Source organism: Dactylosporangium sp. NPDC049140 (assembly GCF_040648435.1).
Window position 1 is genome coordinate 26,334 of sequence record NZ_JBEZDS010000024.1, and the last position, 17,435, is coordinate 43,768.

The following is a 17,435-nucleotide window of genomic DNA, read 5'->3' on the forward strand; positions in this document are numbered from 1 at the left end:
GCGGGGACGTATCGGCGGGCCCACTGCCAGCATTTATCGCGCCATCGCGGGCGCAGCCCAATAGACACTCTCTGCTCGCCCCGTTCGAGCCGACCCCGCACCTGACGCTGTGCCGGGTGAGAAAGAATTCACGCCTCACTGCGCCGGGAAAGCTATCACGTGCCGTCGATGTCGACAAAACGCTGCCGCACATTACGCGCCGTAGCCGATTTCGGGGTGAACGAATCGAATTCGCGTTCCTTGGCATTGATGCTGGTAAACGCGACGCAAGTCGTACGTTTGGCCGGGACGAACCATCCGGACGGCGGTCGGATTCCGGAACAGAAGTAGACGCGTATCGTTAAGCGCGATTTAACGCAGGCCGTTGACGACGAGCGTGCACACGTCGGCCAGCACCGCTTCGCGGCCCGGGCGGTCCCATTCGCCCGCGTGGGCCGGGTCGTGGAAGGCGGCCGTCGCCCAGAAGATCGCGCGCGCGGCGGCCGCGGCGTCGGTGGCCGCGAAGTCGCCCGTGGCGATGCCGTCGGCGACCATGCGCTCGAGCTGGCTCAGCAGTGCGGCGACGTGCTCCGCGGCGACGGTGCTGCTCTCCCCGGCCAGCGCGCGGTAGGTCGCGAACAGCTCCGGGTCGCCGCCGGCGGCCGCGCGCTTGGCCGCGAACATCGCCGAGATCCAGGCCCGCAGGCGCTGTGGGGGCGCCAGGGCGGCGTCGGCGGCGATCGCTTCCAGCGCCGGCAGCGTGCGGCCCACGAAGCGGCGCGTCACCGCCTCGCGCAGGGCCGCCTTCGACGCGAAGTGCCGGTACACCGCGGCGTGGCTGACGCCCAGCGCCCGCGCCACGTCCACGACCGTCGCCTTGGACGGGCCGTGCCGCCGCAGGACGTCCTCGGTGGCGACCAGGATGGTCTCGGCGTCGAGCACGCGGGCGACCCTAGCGCTCGCTGTCGAGCAGGGCCATGAGCGGCTTCGCGTACCGGGTGCCGGCGACGGACCCGGGCGGCACCGCGGCCTCGACGGCGGCGAGGTCGGCGGCGCTCAGCACGATCGCGGACGCGTCCACGGCGGAGGCGACGCGCGCCGGGCGGCTGGCGCCGACGAGGGCAACGATGGCGGGGCCGCGCGACAGTACCCACGCGATCGCCAGCTGGGCGACGGTCACGCCGAGGCCGGCGGCGATCGGGCGGAGCCGGTCCACGAGGGCCAGGTTGGCCGGGAGGTTGCCGGCGTTGAACCACGGCAGGTGGCCGACCTCGCCGCCGCCCTCGTAGGCGCCGGTGAGCAGGCCGTGGGCGAGCACGCCGTAGGCGGTGACGCCGATGCCGAGCTCGTGGCAGGTGTCCAGGATGGAGCGCTCGATGCCGCGGGCGAACAGCGAGTACTCCAGCTGGACGTCGGCGATCGGGTGCACTGCGTGCGCGCGGCGGATGGTACCGGCGCCGACCTCGGACAGCCCGATGTGGCGCACCCAGCCCGCCTGCACCATCTCGGCGATCGCGCCGACGGTGTCCTCGATCGGCACCGCGGGGTCGAGGCGGGCGGGGCGGTAGATGTCGACGTGGTCGGTGCCGAGGCGCTGCAGCGAGTACCCCAGCGCGCTCTTGACGTGCACCGGGCGCCCGTCGAGGCCGATGAACCGGCCCGCCGGGTCGCGCAGGCCGCCGAACTTGTCGCTGATGACGACCTTCTCGCGGTCGCCGGGGCGCAGGGCGCGGCGCAGCAGCTCCTCGTTGTGGCCGTTGCCGTAGAAGTCGGCGGTGTCGACGAGGGCGATGCCGGCGTCGACCGCGGCGCGGATGGTGGCCACGCTCGTGTCGTCGTCGGGGGTGCCCGCGGACATCGGGCCGCAGCCGAGGCCGATCGCGGGCACCTGCGGGCCGGCCGGGCCGAGTCGTCGCATCTCCACGGCGGCGACGGTACCCCCACAGGTTACAGATTTCAAATTTTGTAATCTGACAGGAAGGCGAGCACCGCCAGGACCCTCCGGTTCGTGGTGTCGTCGTCGGCCAGGCCCAGCTTGCCGAAGAGCGAGGTGGTGTACTTGCTGATCGCGCTCTCGCTCAGGAAGAGCCGCTGCCCGATCGCCTGGTTGGACAGGCCCTCGGCCATCAGGCTCAGCACAGAGTGCTCCCGCTCGGTGAGCGCCGCCAGGCGCCGCGTCGACGAGCCGCTGGCCAGCAGCTTGGCGATGACCGCCGGGTCCATCGCGGTCCCGCCCGCGGCGACGCGCTCGAGGGCGTCGATGAACTGGTCGGCGTCGAAGACGCTCTCCTTGAGGAAGTACCCGATGCCGCCCGCCCCGTCGGCCAGCAGCTCGCGGGCGTAGAGCTGCTCGACGTGCTGGGACAGGATGAGGATCGGCAGGCCGGGCACCTCGCGGCGGGCGGCCAGCGCGGCCCGCAGGCCCTCGTCGGACTGCCCCGGAGGCATCCGCACGTCGACCACGGCGACGTCGGGCCGGTGGGTCAGCAGCGCCGCGAGGGTCGCCCCGCCGTCGGCCGCGGTCGCGACCACCTCGTGCCCGAACGCCTCGATGAGCCGCACCATGCCGTCGCGCAGCAGGTACAGGTCCTCGGCTACGACGACTCGCACGGCACCGCCATCCGCGCCCGGGTCGGGCCGCCGTCCGGGCTGGTGAGCTCGAGCGTGCCGTCGAACGCGGCGAGCCGGCGGCGCAGCCCGGCGAGCCCGCCCTCGGCCGGCACAGTGGCCCCGCCGCGGCCGTCGTCGCAGACGTCGACCACCAGGTGCGTGCCGTCCCGCCCGATGGCGATGCGGGCGCGGCTCGCCCGGGCGTGCTTGACGGCGTTGGTGAGCAGCTCGGCGACGCCGAAGTACAGCGCCGACTCGATCGGCGGGTCCAGCCGCAGGCGCAGGTCGGTCTCGACGGTCGTCTCGAGCGGGCTGTCCATCGCGAACGCGCGCACCGCGTCGATCAGGCCGCGCTCGTTGAGCACCGGCGGGCTGATGCCCCGCACCAGCTCCCGCAGCTCGCTGAGGGAGGTGGCGGCGCCGGCGCGGGCTTCCCGCAGTACCGCCGCGGCTCTGTCCGGATCGGTGGCCATCAGCTTCTCGGCGGTGGCCAGGGACAGGCCGAGGGCGACCAGGCGGGCCTGGGCCCCGTCGTGCAGGTCGCGCTCGATGCGGCGGATCTCGGCCGCCTGCGCGACGGTGGTGTCGGCGCGCTGGGCGGTCAGCTCCTCGACCCGCTCGGCCAGGCGCATCGCGGGGGAGGGGCGCATGAACCGCACGGCCACCGGCGCGCCGACCCGCCAGGCGAACGGGGCCGCCGCGAGGGCCACGGGCACGCCGAGCAGCCACCACCCCCCGAGGACGGCGAGGCCCAGCGCGACCGGCGGCACGGCGGCCACGATGCCGGCCGCGAACGGGGCGACGAGCACGAACCGCAGGTCGCGGCGCAGCGCGGGGTCGGTCATCCGGTTCCGTATCCGCTGGTCCTGCTCGGCGCGCCGGCGGCTGCTCTCGTACGAGTAGCCGTTCCACCAGTAGCCGGTCGACAACCGCGTCACCGGGCCGGGCTCGCGGTACCCGGCCGGGATGACGGTGCCGGTCCAGCGGGCGACGAGGGCGCGGACCAGGTGGCAGACCGGCCGCACCAGCAGCAGGGTGCCCGCGACCGCCCACGACGCCGGCGCGAACCACGACCACGGGCTGCCGCGCCACAGGTACGCCACCACCACCGCCCCGGCCCAGACGGCCGGGACGAGGAGCGTGACGGCGGCCAGGGCGCAGGCCCGCCAGAACCCGACGATCATGTTCATGCCACCACTGTGCACGCCGGCCGGCGCGGGCACGAGTGGGGCTGGACCCACTGAGACGTACGCCCAGCCGCACTACGGCCCGGCCGTCCCGTTCCCAGCTCCCCACCCCCGCTCGACGCCCCGTCGCCGGCCAAGCTCGCCTCGGCGCCGCGATCGCCCGGCCGGCCGGCCTCCTCCCGGGCGTGCGCCGCGTGCTGTGCGCCGGCCCGACGATCCGCGGCTCGCGTTCGCCGCCGTGGCCGCGGTCGCGCCCGACGGCACCTGGCTCGTGCTCGGCACGTACGACGCGGTGCTGATCCGGGACCGGGGCGCCGGGGCGGTCGAGCACCGGCGCACCCCGGCGGTGTGGTCCGTCGCCGTGGCGCCGGACGGCTCCTGGTACGCCACCGGCCACCGGGACGGGCCGGTCCTGCTGTGGCGGGGCGGCTCGGCCCGGCCGCTGGGCGCGCTCGCCGGCCACGACGGCCCCGTGGCGGGCATCGCGGTCGACGACACCGGCACGTGGATCGCCACCGCGGGCGAGGACCGGATGCTGCGCGTCTGGGCGCGCGACGGGCGCTGCGTCGCCGCGATGCGCGTCGAGCTGCGGCTGACGGCCTGTGCCTGGGTTCCGCCCGGGGCCACGCTGGCCGCGGCCGGCCCGGGCGGCACCTACCTGTTCGACCTGCTGCCGGCCGAGCGATCCGTTCAAGACCCGACGGCGGCGGGAGCCTGAGACTGCTCGCGGTGGTGCCGTACCAGCGCAAGGTCCACGCGAGCCTGAACGGCCTCGGCAAGGCGGCGCTGCCGGCCTAGGTACAGGTGGCGGCCCAGCAGTCGACGAGCACCAGGCCGGACGCCTGCGCGGTGCCGTAGCAGGCGGCGTTGCCGCTCACGGCGCCGCGACCTCGAGGCGGAGCCAGGCCGCCAGGCTCCCGATCTCGCGGCGGACCGCGGCCGTCTGCGCCTTCGTGAACGGTACGTCCTCGTGCACCGCGTCCACCCGCAGCACGCCCGCGCGGTGGTCGGCGGCCGCGTCGAGCTTGCCGATGAGGCGGTCGCCGTGCAGGACCGGCAGCGCCCAGTAGCCCCAGCGGCGCTTCGCGGCCGGCTTGTACATCTCCAGCTGGTAGTCGAACTCGAACAGCTCGGTCATCCGCTTGCGGTCGTAGACCAGGCGGTCCAGGGGCGAGAGCAGGACGGTACGGCCGGAGAAACCGCCCCCGAGCCGCTCCGGGTCCACGCGCCACTCGCCCCGGACGCCCTCGACGACGGCCGGCTCACCCGCGTCGCCGCCGCGGGCGATGCCCAGGGAGCGCAGGCGGCGCTCGTCGCGGGCGCGGCGGGCCTCCTCCAGCGGGACGACGTCGTCGGGGTAGACGCGCTCGGCGAGGTCCCACAGGCGCTCGGCCCCGCGCCGCCCGGCCGCCGCGACCTCGCCCCGCTGGACCATCGCGTCGAGCATCCGGCCGACGTTGCGGTTGTTCGACCAGCCCGAGGAGCGCCACGACACCACGCACGTGTCGGGCAGCTCGCGCACCGTCAGCGGCCCGTCGGCCCGCAGCCGCGCGAGGATGTCGAGCCGGCAGCCGGTGTTGGCCTCGACCCAGACGCCGAGGCCCTCCTGCCACTCGTGCACCGGCCAGGCGTCCATCTCCGCGCGGTAAAGCGCGATGTCCGGCGGTACCAGGATCAGGCCCTGCAGCTCCAGCAGTGCCTGCTCGTCGAGCGCGTCGCGCAGCTCCTGCGGGTCGTACTTCTCGCCGAGCCGGCCCCACAGCACGAGGTCGGCGCTGCGGGCCACGTACGCCGTCGGGTCGTTCTGCAGCTCCCACAGCCCGCGCACGGTCTCGAACAGCCCGGCCGGGCGCTCGGCCGAGAGCAGCTGCGCGCGTACCGCGAGCCGCCGCGCGTCGGCGCGGGACAACGAGTGCATGACCACCGGCCGAGGGTAGAACTTGGCAAGTGGAACATGGTTCCGCTACGGTTAACGGAACCAGGTTCCGTATCCGGTGAGAGGGGTTCCCGTGGTGAGCTTCGGGATCATGACCGCGCCCATGCAGGTCGAGTACGCCGACATCGTGCGCGTGTGGCGCGAGGCCGACGACGTGCCGGAGCTCGAGCACGCCTGGCTGCTCGACCACCTCATGCCCATCGGGGGCGACCCCGCCGGGCCGATCTTCGAGGGCTGGACACTGCTGTCGGCGCTCGCGGCGCAGACGCGGCGGCTGCGGCTCGGGCTGCTCGTGACCAGCAACCGGTTCCGTCCGCCGGCGGTGCTCGCGAAGATCGCGGCCACCGTGGACGTCGTGTCCGGCGGGCGGCTCGACTTCGGCATCGGGGTCGGGTCGCGGCCGGGCCATCCGCTCGCGCGGCGCGAGTACGACGGGAACGGGCTGCCGTACCTCGACACCGCCGACGCCGTCGAGCGGCTCGACGAGGCGTGCACCGTCATCAAGCGGCTGTGGACCTCCGGCGAGCCGTTCGACTTCGAGGGCCGGCAGATCCGGCTGACGGGCGCGTTCGGCAACCCCAGGCCCGTGCAGCGCCCGCACCCGCCGGTGCTCATCGGCGGCCGCTCGGCGGCGACACTGCGGCTCGTGGCCCGGCACGCCGACATCTGGAACATCCCCGGCGGAGACCTCGACGACTGCGTGGCGCGCAGCGCGCTGCTCGACCGGTACTGCGCCGAGATCGGCCGCGACCCGGCCGGGATCACCCGCTCGATCCACCTGCCGGTCGAGTCCTACGAGCGGCCGGAGCCCACGAGGGAGGCGATCGGCGCCGCGGTCGCGGCCGGCTTCGGGCACGTCATCCTCAGCGTGCCGGCACCGTACCCGACCGGCGTCGCCCGATGGGTGGCCGACGAGCTCATCGCCGGCTGATCAGGGGCCGGTGCGGGCGTCGCGACGGGACTTGAGCAGGGACGCGACGGTCGTGATGGTCAGGGTGCCGATGATGACGCCGAGGGAGAGCGGGATGCCGATGTGCGGGGCCCAGCCGACCGGGTCGCCGCCGTTGACGAACGGCAGGGAGTTGTCGGCGAGGGCCTCGAGGAACAGCTTCACGCCGATGAAGCCGAGGACCACCGCCAGGCCCAGCGACAGGTACACGAGGCGGTCGAGCAGGCCGCCGATGAGGAAGTACAGCTGCCGGAGCCCCATCAGGGCGAACACGTTGACGGCGAAGACCAGGTAGGGCTCGGCGGTGAGCCCGAACACGGCCGGGATCGAGTCCAGCGCGAAGATCAGGTCGGTCGTGCCGATGGCGACGAGGACCACGACGGTCGGCGTGAGGATCCGGCGCGACCAGCGCACGAGCGGGTTCTCCTTGAACTCGTCGCCGTCGGGCTCGCCCTGGGTCGCCAGCTTCACCGCCGTGTACACCAGGAACAGGCTGAAGATGTAGAACACCCACGAGAACCGGCTGATCGCCGCGGCCCCGGCGGCGATGAACCCGCCGCGCAGCACGAGCGCGAGCACGATCCCGACCATGAGCACGCGCTGCTGCTGAGCCCGGGGCACCCGGAACCGCCCCAGAATGATCACGAAGACGATGAGGTTGTCGGCGGACAGGCTGTACTCCGTCAGCCAGCCCGCGTAGAAGGCCCCGGCCGCGTCGCGCCCCCACATGGCCAGCACGAACAGCCCGAACAACAGCGCGAGCGCGATGTAGACACTGACCCAGATCGCCGACTCCCGCACCGACGGCTCGTGCGGCCGGCGCGCGACGATGGCCAGGTCGACCAGGAGCATGACGCCCACGCCGGCCAGCGTCGCGGCCCAGACCAAGGCGGTGACGGTCACGACGCACCACCTTACCCGGCGCGGCGAGGGTGACCGGCCCGCGGCAACGCCGGACACGGTTTCACACATCGCAATGAGGACAGATCGATGTGTCGCCAGGGGCGACGAGCAGCAGCGCCGCGGTCGCATGGCCGGGCCGGCCGGCAGTTTCGGTGAGGCGCCCGGCCGGGGCGCGTGGGCATGCCGAGGTCGTTCGCGGCGCGTCGCCGGTGGGCGGCCGGGGTGACGTGCCGGGCGGGCATGCGGTGATGCGGCGGTTGGTCCTGGCCCGCAGCCCGGGAGCGAAGCGGGTCGTGCGACCGGCCGGGCGTGCGGCGTTGCCGGGGGTCGTTCCCGGCGTGTCGCCGGCGAACCGCCTGCCTTACGCGACCGGCCCGGAGCGCGACGAGGCGGCGATGCCCAGGCCCAGCCCCCCGGGCGGGCGTGCGCTCCCGGGGAAGGGCCAACCCGGGATCAGCGGGCCGCGCGCAGCTTCTCCTCGATGGCGGCGGCGAGCTTGCCGGCCGTCTGCTGTACCAGCTTGCCGTAGCCGATGAACAGTTTGTTGGCCAGCGGCACCGCCCAAGCGCTCCGCTGCGCGATGTTGAACACGCGGTAGGTCAGTGCGGCCCCCGCCGGGCCCGGGTCGGCCGCGATCTCCCCGCGGTACCACCAGTGGCCCTGCATCCCCACCACGCCCGGCCGGTGGTCGACGTCGACGTAGGCGCGGCTCTCCGGCGTCAGCATCGACTCGAGCACCCACCCGCCGTCGATCAGCGGCAGGACCGAAGCGAGCGGGGCCGCGATCGGGGCCGTCGCCGTGAACAGGAGCTTCACTCCGCCTCCCGCAGCAGCTCGTCGATGTCGGGCAGGTCGTTCGGGTCGGTCGACCAGGTGAGGCGGCCGGTCTTCAGGTCGGCCAGGAGACCGTCGATGAAGGCGCGCTCGGCCTCCAGCCGGGCCGCCTCGTACTCCACCTCGACCATGAGAATCCGCGGCAGATGGTCGCGGGTCTCGTCCAGGGCCGCGCGCGCCGTGAGGGCCCGCTCGTGCAGCTGGTTGCGCCGGTGCCGCAGAGCGTCGGCGACCTCGATCGGCGGCAGGCATCCGCAGTAGGTGAGCGCGGGCCCGAACAGCGACGAGTCGGTGTCGGGCTCGCTGAGTAACAGGTGCACCCATTCCTGGAGCCGGATGCGGCCCTCTTTGGTCAGCTCGTAGACGGTCCGCTCCGGCCGTGGCCCGTCCCGCGTGGTGTCGACGACGCGCACGTGCCCGGCGGTGAGGAGCTTCTCCACCGCGTGGTACAGGCTGCGGGGCAGGCCCGTCACGAACGTCTTGTGCGTCCGCTCGATCATCAGGTGCATCTCGTAGGTGTGCCGCGCCCCCGTGAGCAGGAGGGCGAGCACGGTCAGCGACGCCATGTCCCGGTCGGCTTTTGCTATGGCAGCTCGCACTATTGCAGTTTGCCATAGTAGGGATGGGTGGGCAACCCGGCGGCGGCGCTGACCGCCGGCGCCGGCTGGGTGTGTTGCTGGACCCGGGGGCGGATCGCCAGGCCCAGGCCGACGGCGAGCAGGATCAGGCCGACGGTCATCGCGACGACCATGCTGAAGCGCGACTTCAGCAGGCCGACCGACGCGCCCAGGCCGATGAGGATCAGCACGCCGCCCGCGATCATCAGCGTGATCGACTGCACCGACAGCTTCATGCGGGGAGTATCCACCCGGCGGCGGCCTCGACGGTGTCACAGGTGTGATCAGGTGGGAGCAAGTCGCGGGGCCAGGGCCGGCCGCCGGCGACCCAGATTGTCGCCAGGCCGGCCGCTCGCCCGCCCGCGATGTCGTCGGCCGGGTTGTCGCCGACCATCCAACCGCCGCCGGCGAGGTCGGCCCCGCACGCGGCGGCCGCGGCGGCGAACAGGGCCCGTTCCGGCTTGCGCGCGCCCAGCTCGCCGGAGACGGCCCAGCCGTCGACGGCCCGGTCCAGGCCGGTCCGGCGGATCTTGCCGAGCTGGTTGTCGGCGCGGCCGTTCGTGACGATCCCGACCCGCTGGCCCGCGGCCCGCAGGCCGGTGAGCAGGCCCAGCACCCCGGGCCGGCAGGTGACGAGCTCGGGCATCCGGCGGCGGTACTGCGCCCAGACATCATCGACCAGCCCGAAGCGCGCCCGCACCGCCGCGAAGAAGCCCTCCGAACGGTCCGCGGCCAGGAGCCACTCGAACGCCCCGGCCGGCAGGGAACGGTCGGCGCAGAGCTCCGCGGCCCACCGCCGGAACGCCGCGGACCGGTCGACCAAGGTGTCGTCGAGGTCGAACAGCACCAGGCCGGTCACGGGAGGCTAGACCCACACGGTGGCGAGCCAGACGGCGACGCCCGCCGCGACCAGCAGCCCGATGTTGAGGCCGATCATCCGGGCCTCGCCCCGCGACACGTGCGTGACGATGCCGCCGACCTGGATCAGCAGGAGGCCGGCCGCCGCCGCGATCGCGAGCCCGGGCGCGATCCCGGTCAGCGGCGGCAGGATGAGCCCGGCCGCGCCGAGCAGCTCCAGCGCGCCGATGGTGCGCACCAGCGGCATCGGTACCGTGTCGACCCAGCCCATCATCGGCCGCAGCGCCTCCTGGCTCTGGGCCACCTTCTTGCCCCCGGCGTACACGTAGAACAGTGCGAGCAGCCCGCCGACGATCCAGTACGCGATCTCCATGGCGGCCATGATGCGGCACTATCGGAGGGCGTACAAAAGGCACACGCGTGTGCGTGAGGCACAGGGAGATGTCGTGGAGCAGTTCGAGCACGCATGCATGATCCGGGGCGACGGCGGCCGCACGATCCGGGCCATCCTCGACCAGATCTGCAACAAGTGGACGCTGCTCATCGTGGCGACCCTCGATCAGGGCACCGTGCGCTTCACCGAGCTGCAGCAGCAGATCCCGGGCATCTCCCAGCGGATGCTGACGCTGACCCTGCGCAACCTGGAGCGCGACGGGCTGGTGGCCCGCACGGTGCATGCCGAGGTGCCGCCCCGGGTGGAGTACAACCTGACCGACATGGGGCAGAGCCTCCTGCCGCCGGCCCTGGCGCTGGCCGGCTGGGCGATGGAGCATGTCCCGCACATCGAGGCCAGCCGGGCCGCCTACGGGAGCCGGACCGGCTGACCCAGCTTCCCGTTCAGGCGGCGCCAGGGCCGCAGCTCCCGCGCGGGCACGTCCGCGATCTCCGGCATCAGCTCGGCGGCGCGCTCCGGGGTCAGCAGCATGAGCGCCAGCGCCAGGAACGGCCGGGTCTCCTCATCGGTGTCGGGGGCGGCGCGGCACCACGCGACGTAGTCGGCCGCGAGGCCGCCCGCGCCGACCTCGAGCGCCGACTCGACAAGCCCGGCGACGACCTTGGACGGCACCCCGGCACCGGCGCGGACGAGCACCGTGCACGCGAACAGCCGCGGCAGGGGCGCCCCGCCGTGCGAGGCGAGCTCGAGCACCTCGCGCGGCGGCCAGCCGAGCTGGGTCGGCAGGTGCGCGTCGCGCAGCACGTCCTCGAGCGCCGTCCGGTTCTCCTCGGCGTGCATGCCGTAGTCGAGCTGAGCCATCTCGTCGAGCATCCGGGGCGTGAACCGCTCCCGGACCCAGTCCCGCAGCGCCGTCTCCATGGGCCCCTACGATGGCATCATCGCTCGATGTTCACCCCCGTGACCGTCATCCGCGACGGGGCCGTCCGGGCCGCCGGCCACCGCCACGGCGCCGCGATCGTCTACGACTGGGGCTTCACCTGGGAGGGCGCGGCCCGCGAGCAGCGCAGCTTCGTCCTGCTCGACACCGGGTTCCAGATCAACCAGCCCGTCGTCTTCCCGGAGCAGCAGCGCGGCTGGTGGTACTGCAACCGCCGGCACGACATCCGGCGCGACACCTGGCCCGACTTCCCCCCGCGGGCCGTCGCCGCCCTGGCCGAGCTGCCGTTCCGCCCGCGGTGGGAGGCGCTGGCGCCGTAGCGGCACCGGGATGTATCAAACGCGCTCCCCGTCGATCCGTCAGGTCACAGACGTCGACTTGGAGGTCGCGCACCATGCAGACCGTACGGCTCGGGATCGACTTCGGCACCTCGCACACCGTCGCGGTGCTGGCCCGCCCCGGCGGGCGCGTCGACGCGCTGCTGTTCGAGGCCTCGCCCCTGCTGCCGTCGGCCGTGTACCTCGGCGGCGACGGCACGATGCTCGTCGGCCGCGACGCCGAGCGCAGCGCCCGCATCGAGCCCAGCGCCTACGAGCCGCATCCGAAGCGGCGCATCGACGAGGGCAGCGTCCTGCTCAACGAGCGGGAGGTGCCGGTACCGCGGCTGATCGAGGCCATCCTGCGCCGGGTCGCCGACGAGGCGGTCCGCGTGCTGGGCGGGCCGCCGGGCGCCACCGTGCTCACCCACCCCGCGGGCTGGGGCGCGACCCGGCGGGCGCTGCTGAGCGACGCCGCCGCGGCCGCCGGGCTGCCCGCGGTGAGCCTGGTCGCCGAGCCGGTCGCGGCGGCGATGTACTTCACCGGCGCCCTCGGCCACCGGGTGCCCGAGGGCCACGCCGTCGTCGTGTACGACTTCGGCGGCGGCACCTTCGACGTCAGCGTCCTGCGCCGCACCGGCGACGGCTGGCACGTCGCCGCCGCGGCCGGGCTCGACGACGTCGGCGGCATCGACCTCGACGCCGCGGTGGTCGAGCGGATCCGCGTGGCGGTCGCCGCGCGCGGGCCGGAGCTGTGGCATCGCCTCGAACGGCCGGGGACCGTCGCCGACCGCCGCCACCGCCGCGCGCTGTGGGAGGACGCCCGGTCGACCAAGGAGCTGCTGAGCCGGGCGACGACGGCCGGGCTGACGGTACCGCTGCTGGACGTCGACCTGTACCTGACGCGCCCCGAGTTCGAGGCGCTCGCCCGGCCCTGGCTGGACCGGACGGTGGCGCTCACCACGGCGACCCTGTTCGCCAGCGACGTCACCGCCGGCCGGCTCGCGGGCGTGTTCCTGGTGGGGGGCGGGAGCCGGGTGCCGCTCGTGGCCACCCTCCTGCACCAGGCCCTCGGCATCGCGCCGGTGATTCTGGAGCAGCCGGAGCTGGTCGTGGCCCAGGGAAGCCTGCTGGCCGCGGAGCCGGTCCCGGTGAAGAAGCCCGAGCCGAAGCCCGCGCCGGCGAAGAAGCCGGAGCCGACGCCGGAGCCGCCGCCGGTCGTCGAGAAGCGCCGACGGCCGTGGGGGACGGCCGCCTTCGCCGCCGTCGCCGCCGTCGGCGGCATCTCACTGCTCGCCCGCGACTCCTACGGCGACGTGGCCCCGCCGTTGCTGGCCGGCCTGCTCACCCCGCTCCTGCCCGGCTCCGTGCTCGTCCTCCTGGCGATGGTCGTCGCCATGGTGATCGGCGGCCCGCCCGCCCCCGCGCACCGGGCGCTCGGCCCGGCCGTGGTCGCCGCCGCCGGTACCGTGCTCGGGCTGCTCGTCCTGTGGCCGCTCCGCGACGCCGTCGAGGTGTGGGTCTGGGTGCTCGCGGGGTCCGCGGTCGCCATCCTCATCGGCGGCCTCTACGCCGTCGCCCGCCCGGCGCGGCGGGTACGGATCGGGCTGTGGGCCGCGGCCGGCGTCGTGCTGGTGCTGGCCGGCAGCGGCCCGGTCCGGATGCCGTACGTCGCGTTCAACGGCGACCACATGGCAAACGTGCAGCCGCTGAGCGGGGTCATCGCGTACGACGGCGACCCCACCTGGTTCGGCGGGTACCTCTTCGGCGTGGCCCTGATGCTCGCCGCGGCCCTGTCCCTCGGCGCGGCCCTGCGCCAGGCGATCGGGCGCACAGTCGAGGTGCACCAAAGCGCCGCCGAGGTACACCAGAGGATCGGGGCCGTGCTGGTCGCCCAGTGCGGCGCGCTGCTGCTGCTCGACGTGGCCTGGCAACGGTCCGAGGACCCCATGGCGGAGGTGACCCACCAGTGGTACTGGTCCACCTTCGTCCGGGTCGACGACGACGGCCTCCCGTGGGTCTGGCTCCTGCTCGCCGTCGCCGCGGTGACCGCCGTCGTCGTACCGTCGCTGGTCCGGTCCGCCCGCGCCCGTCAGTCCGGGGCGGTGAGCGGCTCGAGCAGCTCCGCCGTCGAGCGCTGATCGAAGTGCCGGGCCCAGCCCAGGGCAGTGGCGCCGAAGCGCTTGTCGCGCCGGTCCGGGTCGGCGCCCAGGTCGAGCAGCCGGCGGGCGAGCGCGGTGTCGCCGTTGCCCGCCGCGTGGTGCAGGGCGGTCTCCCAGGCGCCCTCGGCGGGGGCGTCGCCGCGGCCGTAGGCGTTGACGTCGAACCCGAGCCCGGCCAGCAGCGCCACCGTCTCGGCCGAGGCCCGGGCCGCGGCCCACACGAGCAGCCCCGGGTGGCGGCGCCGGGCCTCGGCCGCGGCGCCGGGGTGCTCCGCGGCGACGCGGGCCACCGCCCCCGGGTCGCCCCGGAACGCGGCGGCGACGAGGTCGTGCGCCGGGTCGGGCCCGGGGCGGGGCACCCCACGCTCCAGGAGGTACCCGGCGATGGTGGCGTCGCCGTAGAGCTCGGCCAGCTCGAGCGGCGTGCGGCCGTCGGCCGGGGCCCACGGCGGCCCGTCGTCGGTGAACGGCGCGGCGATGTCCACGCCGTGCCGGTCCAGCAGCCGTACCCGGGCCGCCTGATGGTGCGTGACGGCCCACCGCAGCTGCACGCGCAGCAGCTGGGCCGGCGTCGGCAGGGTGTCGATGCGGGCCTTCCACGGTCCGCCGTCGCCGGTGCCGAGCCCGTACTCGAACAGCAGCTCCAGGTGCGAGTCGTCGGGCTCGAACATCCGGTTGTACAGGGCCTGCCCGTCGTTGGGGTCCGCGCCCGCGTCCAGCAGGAGCCGGCCCAGCGCGCGCCAGTGCGGGTGCGGCGGCTGGTGGGCCCGGCCCAGCTCCCCGGCGCCGAAGACCCCCGTCAGCAGCGTGAACGGCGTGGGCAGGCCGTCGAAGAGGTACCCGTCGTTGGCGTCGGCCCCGGCGTCGAGAAGGAGCCGGGCGGTCCTGAGCACCGGTTCGGCCGCGATGCCGGGGTCGTGCCGGGAGTACACCAGGCCGAACAGCGGCCGCCAGCCCAGCGGGCCCGGCTGCGACACCAGGCCGGGCCGCGCGGCGAGCAGCCGTCCGACGTCGTCGGGGCGGGCGGCGGCGGCCGCGGCCCAGATGCTGCCGGCGGTCAGGCCGGGGTGCCGCCCGAGCAACTCGCGCGCCGCCGCCCAGCGCTCCGGCCCGTCCTCCCGGCCGTAGGTCAGGCAGGCGAGCCGGCAGAACTCGTCGGCGGGATGTTGCGCCGGTACCGCCCCGAGCCCGGTGTCCCAGCCGTGCTCGGCGACGGTCCGCACGTAGCGGGTGAGGCGGGGCCAGCTGGCGAACCCGTACTCGCGGGCGACGACGAGCTGGGCCGCGCTGAGCGGCAGGGCGGCGGCCTCGGCGGGCGGCGCGGGGTGGAGCCGGGCGATCCGCGCGACGGCGTCGGCCTCACCGGCGCGCACCGCCCGTTGCAGGGCGCGGGCCTGGCGGCGGAACTGCTGCAGGTCGGGTCGTTCGGGCATGCCTCGGGTCGGCACGGCGGACTCCTCTCGTGTGCCTGTGCCCGCTCGTCAGGCCGAAAGGAGAACGATGGTGACGCGTGGTGCGCGCCAGGTGGGCTGAGCCCATTCCCGCGGACCGGCGGCTCCCTGGAAGCCGACCCATATTCTAGCGGGCTTCCAGGGAGCCGCCGGTCCACAGGTGGTATCAGCCGGCGGCACCGGGCAGCTTCGGATACCCGGCGCGCATCCACTCGTGGCTGTCCGCGAGCTTGGCGAGCCCATCGCGCTGAGCGGGGGTGCGCGGCGCGGCGACCAGGGCGTCCCAGGGCTCCTCGAGCAGCAACCGGTGCAGGGTGGACTCGTAGAAGTAGGTGCCGCTGTACGCGACGATGACGGATTCGTCGGCGCCCTCGTCGGGCTCGGCCCGGTACCGGGCCCACTCGAGGAGCATGCGGATGCGTTCGGCCGGGTCCGGGTACCAGCGCAGGATCGCGATGGCGAGGCGCTCCTGGTGCCGGTCCGGCGAGTGGGTCGCGGCGTCCGCGGCGCGGGTCAGGGCCGGCGGGGCGCAGGCCACCCAGCCGAGGCGGCGGCGCTCCAGGGCGGCGGAGTAGCGGGCCATGTGCTCGCGGACCCGGAGCCGGCCCGGAAGCCCGCGCTCGGCCAGCCAGTCGACGAGGCCGGGGCCGTCACGCAGCTCCCGTTCGCCGCCGTCGAGCCCGCGCAGGTTGACCTCGTGGTGCAGCGTCCAGCGGGCCACCTCGGCCCCGGCCGCGTCGTGGACGGACACCGTGCCCCAGCCCAGGCACAGGCAGTGCCCCAGGGGCCGGTCGGTGAGCTCGAGCCGGCGGGCCAGCTCGGCGATCTCGTGGCCGGACCGTGAGCGGGGCCGCGTCTCCGTCGAGGACGAGCACGGTCGCGGCGGTGCGCAGGATCTGCTCCGGCTGGGTGGTGCTCACGGGAGCTTGAGGTCTCCGATGCGCTGGTCGGGGTCGTCGAGCAGGGCGCTCAGCACGGCAGTGTAGCCGTCCAGGGTCTCCAGCATCGCCGCGCGGGGGTAGATCGTCGGGTTGTAGTTCATCGACGCGCCGCGGCGGTCGTGGCGCACGACCAGGCCCGGCTCGCCGCGCTTGGCCCACAGCCGGGTGGTGTGCTCGTCCAGCGTCGTGCCGGCCGGTTTGCGCGCGCGGGAGCGGTGCTCGCGGCGGTCGGGCGGGGGGTCGTTCGTCGGCGCGGCGGACTGGAACCAGGAGTGGTACAGCAGCAGGAACGGCCACGGGCGCATCGCGTCGAAGCCGGGGTTCACCGCGCGGGCGATCTCGGTGAACGACGCGGTGTGCCGGACCGCCTCGTACATCGCCGCGCGCACGAGGCCGATCCCCTCGACGAGGGTGGTTTCCGGGCCCATGGTCGTGGCGACGTACACGTTGTTCGTGAACTGCCCGACGAGGTCCTCGGCGCCGGGCTCGTCGCGGCCGGCGGTGGCGGTGCCCAGGACCAGCCGCGGCCGGCCGGTGCGGGCGCCCAGCAGGATCCGGTAGGCGGCGAGGTACAGCAGGAACGGCGTGATGCGCTGCGACCGGGCGAACGCGTGCAGCCGCCCGATGAGCCCGGCCTCGATCGGCCGGCCGAGAGTCGCCTCCGCGGTCACGTCCGGCTGCTGCGGCGAACGCTCGAACGGCCACTCGTCCGGCAGCGGGGTGAGGGTGCGCCGCCAGAACTCGTCCCGACGGCGCCGATCCGCCGGGCCGAGGTCCGGGTCCGCCGTCGCCGCCGCGTACGACAGCTTCAGCGGGGGCAGCGCCGGGCCGGCGCCGGTGCGCGCCCGGTACGCGGCCCGCAGGTCGCGCAGCAGCACGCCGGTCGACCAGCCGTCGGCGATGAGGTGGAACAGCGTGACGGCGACGATGTGCCGGTCGGGTGCGGTCCGCAGCAGTACGACGCTCCACAGTGGACCGCCACGCAGGTCGAAGGCGCGGCCGCGCTCGTAGCCGAGGATGCTCCCGCGCAGCAGGTCGCGCCGCGATGCCGGCCCGGCGGTCAGGTCGGTGAACGCGAGCGGCGGCTCGATGCGATCCGGAATACGTATCAGCGGATCGATGCCGACCGAATCAAATACGATTCTCAACGCGTCGTGGCGGGCACACACATCGCCCACGGCCGACCGAAAAGAATTGACGTCAATCGACTCGTTCCACGTTGCTGTTTCGAAAACGTTGTATCCCAGCACGCCTGGGTCCGACGGTGCGAAGCAGGACACGAACTCCCACAGCGCCTCCTGACTACGCGCCAGCCGAGACGCCCCCCGACTCATGGTCTCTGAGCTTTGCGGCGCGC

The 17,435-nt window shown here is 74.3% G+C and carries 20 protein-coding genes; 5 read left to right on the forward strand and 15 right to left on the reverse strand.

Features of this window, described 5'->3' with window-relative positions:
• Positions 1–351 precede the first annotated feature (351 nt).
• The 4 genes from AB0B76_RS32215 to AB0B76_RS32230 are packed head-to-tail and all read right to left on the reverse strand — an operon-like array spanning position 352 to position 3,779.
• Entirely contained in the window at positions 352–921 is a 570-nt protein-coding gene (locus tag AB0B76_RS32215; protein ID WP_360382494.1) for a TetR/AcrR family transcriptional regulator, read from the reverse strand.
• Between the two features lie 10 nt (positions 922–931).
• On the reverse strand, positions 932–1,897 hold the full coding sequence (locus tag AB0B76_RS32220) for an aldo/keto reductase (RefSeq protein ID WP_360382683.1): 966 nt from the start codon (positions 1,895–1,897) through the stop codon (positions 932–934).
• Positions 1,898–1,935: 38 nt separating this feature from the next.
• Positions 1,936–2,589 carry a response regulator transcription factor gene (locus AB0B76_RS32225; RefSeq protein WP_360382495.1) on the reverse strand — a complete coding sequence of 218 codons (654 nt, stop codon included), beginning with the start codon at positions 2,587–2,589 and terminating at the stop codon, positions 1,936–1,938.
• Entirely contained in the window at positions 2,574–3,779 is a 1,206-nt protein-coding gene (locus AB0B76_RS32230; protein WP_360382496.1) for a histidine kinase, read from the reverse strand. The genes AB0B76_RS32225 and AB0B76_RS32230 overlap by 16 nt, the downstream gene beginning before the upstream one ends.
• Positions 3,780–3,975: 196 nt before the next feature.
• Here AB0B76_RS32230 and AB0B76_RS32235 point away from each other — a divergent pair, with 196 nt between their 5' ends.
• On the forward strand, positions 3,976–4,494 hold the full coding sequence (locus AB0B76_RS32235) for a hypothetical protein (protein ID WP_360382498.1): 519 nt from the start codon (positions 3,976–3,978) through the stop codon (positions 4,492–4,494).
• Between the two features lie 156 nt (positions 4,495–4,650).
• On the opposite strand, the gene AB0B76_RS32240 is transcribed toward AB0B76_RS32235, so the two are convergent.
• Positions 4,651–5,694: a crosslink repair DNA glycosylase YcaQ family protein gene (locus AB0B76_RS32240; protein WP_360382685.1), complete on the reverse strand. Its 1,044-nt coding sequence runs from the start codon at positions 5,692–5,694 to the stop codon at positions 4,651–4,653.
• A gap of 94 nt (positions 5,695–5,788) precedes the next feature.
• Here AB0B76_RS32240 and AB0B76_RS32245 point away from each other — a divergent pair, with 94 nt between their 5' ends.
• Positions 5,789–6,643, forward strand: coding sequence for an LLM class flavin-dependent oxidoreductase (locus AB0B76_RS32245; RefSeq protein ID WP_360382499.1), 855 nt, complete (start codon positions 5,789–5,791; stop codon positions 6,641–6,643).
• On the opposite strand, the gene AB0B76_RS32250 is transcribed toward AB0B76_RS32245, so the two are convergent.
• From AB0B76_RS32250 to AB0B76_RS32275, 6 genes are all read right to left on the reverse strand, one after another.
• On the reverse strand, positions 6,644–7,564 hold the full coding sequence (locus AB0B76_RS32250) for a TerC family protein (protein ID WP_360382501.1): 921 nt from the start codon (positions 7,562–7,564) through the stop codon (positions 6,644–6,646).
• Between the two features lie 453 nt (positions 7,565–8,017).
• A complete protein-coding gene (locus tag AB0B76_RS32255) occupies positions 8,018–8,380 on the reverse strand; it encodes a hypothetical protein (protein ID WP_360382502.1) in 363 nt (120 codons plus the stop codon).
• Positions 8,377–8,964, reverse strand: coding sequence for a PadR family transcriptional regulator (locus tag AB0B76_RS32260; protein ID WP_360382504.1), 588 nt, complete (start codon positions 8,962–8,964; stop codon positions 8,377–8,379). Before AB0B76_RS32260 ends, AB0B76_RS32255 begins: the two co-directional genes overlap by 4 nt.
• Before the next feature lie 32 nt (positions 8,965–8,996).
• A complete protein-coding gene (locus tag AB0B76_RS32265; RefSeq protein ID WP_360382505.1) occupies positions 8,997–9,251 on the reverse strand; it encodes a hypothetical protein in 255 nt (84 codons plus the stop codon).
• The gene (locus AB0B76_RS32270) at positions 9,248–9,874 is read right to left on the reverse strand and encodes an HAD family hydrolase (RefSeq protein ID WP_360382507.1); all 627 of its coding nucleotides are present in this window, start codon (positions 9,872–9,874) and stop codon (positions 9,248–9,250) included. Before AB0B76_RS32270 ends, AB0B76_RS32265 begins: the two co-directional genes overlap by 4 nt.
• A gap of 6 nt (positions 9,875–9,880) precedes the next feature.
• Positions 9,881–10,246, reverse strand: a complete 366-nt coding sequence (locus AB0B76_RS32275; RefSeq protein WP_360382509.1) for a DoxX family protein — start codon at positions 10,244–10,246, stop codon at positions 9,881–9,883.
• Positions 10,247–10,319: 73 nt separating this feature from the next.
• Between AB0B76_RS32275 and AB0B76_RS32280 the strand changes: the two genes are divergently transcribed.
• Complete coding sequence (locus tag AB0B76_RS32280) at positions 10,320–10,697, forward strand: helix-turn-helix domain-containing protein (RefSeq protein ID WP_360382510.1); 378 nt, start codon at positions 10,320–10,322, stop codon at positions 10,695–10,697.
• On the opposite strand, the gene AB0B76_RS32285 is transcribed toward AB0B76_RS32280, so the two are convergent.
• Complete coding sequence (locus AB0B76_RS32285) at positions 10,676–11,188, reverse strand: hypothetical protein (protein ID WP_360382512.1); 513 nt, start codon at positions 11,186–11,188, stop codon at positions 10,676–10,678. The two genes, AB0B76_RS32280 and AB0B76_RS32285, sit on opposite strands and share 22 nt — an antisense overlap.
• 27 nt (positions 11,189–11,215) lie before the next feature.
• Between AB0B76_RS32285 and AB0B76_RS32290 the strand changes: the two genes are divergently transcribed.
• Together AB0B76_RS32290 and AB0B76_RS32295 are read left to right on the forward strand one after the other, a co-directional pair.
• Positions 11,216–11,527, forward strand: a complete 312-nt coding sequence (locus AB0B76_RS32290) for a hypothetical protein (protein ID WP_360382513.1) — start codon at positions 11,216–11,218, stop codon at positions 11,525–11,527.
• Positions 11,528–11,601: 74 nt separating this feature from the next.
• Positions 11,602–13,665 (forward strand): Hsp70 family protein, encoded by a 2,064-nt coding sequence (locus AB0B76_RS32295; protein ID WP_360382515.1) that lies wholly within the window; start codon positions 11,602–11,604, stop codon positions 13,663–13,665.
• Here AB0B76_RS32295 and AB0B76_RS32300 read toward each other — a convergent pair.
• The 3 genes from AB0B76_RS32300 to AB0B76_RS32310 all read right to left on the reverse strand — a co-directional run bounded on the left by AB0B76_RS32300 (position 13,617) and on the right by AB0B76_RS32310 (position 17,412).
• The gene (locus AB0B76_RS32300) at positions 13,617–15,134 is read right to left on the reverse strand and encodes an ankyrin repeat domain-containing protein (RefSeq protein ID WP_360382517.1); all 1,518 of its coding nucleotides are present in this window, start codon (positions 15,132–15,134) and stop codon (positions 13,617–13,619) included. The genes AB0B76_RS32295 and AB0B76_RS32300 overlap by 49 nt on opposite strands.
• Positions 15,135–15,303: 169 nt before the next feature.
• The gene (locus tag AB0B76_RS32305) at positions 15,304–15,888 is read right to left on the reverse strand and encodes a hypothetical protein (RefSeq protein ID WP_360382518.1); all 585 of its coding nucleotides are present in this window, start codon (positions 15,886–15,888) and stop codon (positions 15,304–15,306) included.
• A gap of 165 nt (positions 15,889–16,053) precedes the next feature.
• Entirely contained in the window at positions 16,054–17,412 is a 1,359-nt protein-coding gene (locus AB0B76_RS32310; protein WP_360382520.1) for a condensation domain-containing protein, read from the reverse strand.
• Positions 17,413–17,435: the final 23 nt, after the last annotated feature.

Coding starts and splice junctions, on each gene's coding strand:
- AB0B76_RS32220 (WP_360382683.1), bottom strand. CDS start 1,897: ATGCGACGACTCGGCCCGGCCGGCCCGCAGGTGCCCGCGATCGGCCTC.
- AB0B76_RS32230 (WP_360382496.1), bottom strand. CDS start 3,779: ATGAACATGATCGTCGGGTTCTGGCGGGCCTGCGCCCTGGCCGCCGTC.
- AB0B76_RS32240 (WP_360382685.1), bottom strand. CDS start 5,694: ATGCACTCGTTGTCCCGCGCCGACGCGCGGCGGCTCGCGGTACGCGCG.
- AB0B76_RS32260 (WP_360382504.1), bottom strand. CDS start 8,964: ATGGCGTCGCTGACCGTGCTCGCCCTCCTGCTCACGGGGGCGCGGCAC.
- AB0B76_RS32265 (WP_360382505.1), bottom strand. CDS start 9,251: ATGAAGCTGTCGGTGCAGTCGATCACGCTGATGATCGCGGGCGGCGTG.
- AB0B76_RS32275 (WP_360382509.1), bottom strand. CDS start 10,246: ATGGAGATCGCGTACTGGATCGTCGGCGGGCTGCTCGCACTGTTCTAC.
- AB0B76_RS32285 (WP_360382512.1), bottom strand. CDS start 11,188: ATGGAGACGGCGCTGCGGGACTGGGTCCGGGAGCGGTTCACGCCCCGG.
- AB0B76_RS32290 (WP_360382513.1), top strand. CDS start 11,216: ATGTTCACCCCCGTGACCGTCATCCGCGACGGGGCCGTCCGGGCCGCC.
- AB0B76_RS32295 (WP_360382515.1), top strand. CDS start 11,602: ATGCAGACCGTACGGCTCGGGATCGACTTCGGCACCTCGCACACCGTC.
- AB0B76_RS32310 (WP_360382520.1), bottom strand. CDS start 17,412: ATGAGTCGGGGGGCGTCTCGGCTGGCGCGTAGTCAGGAGGCGCTGTGG.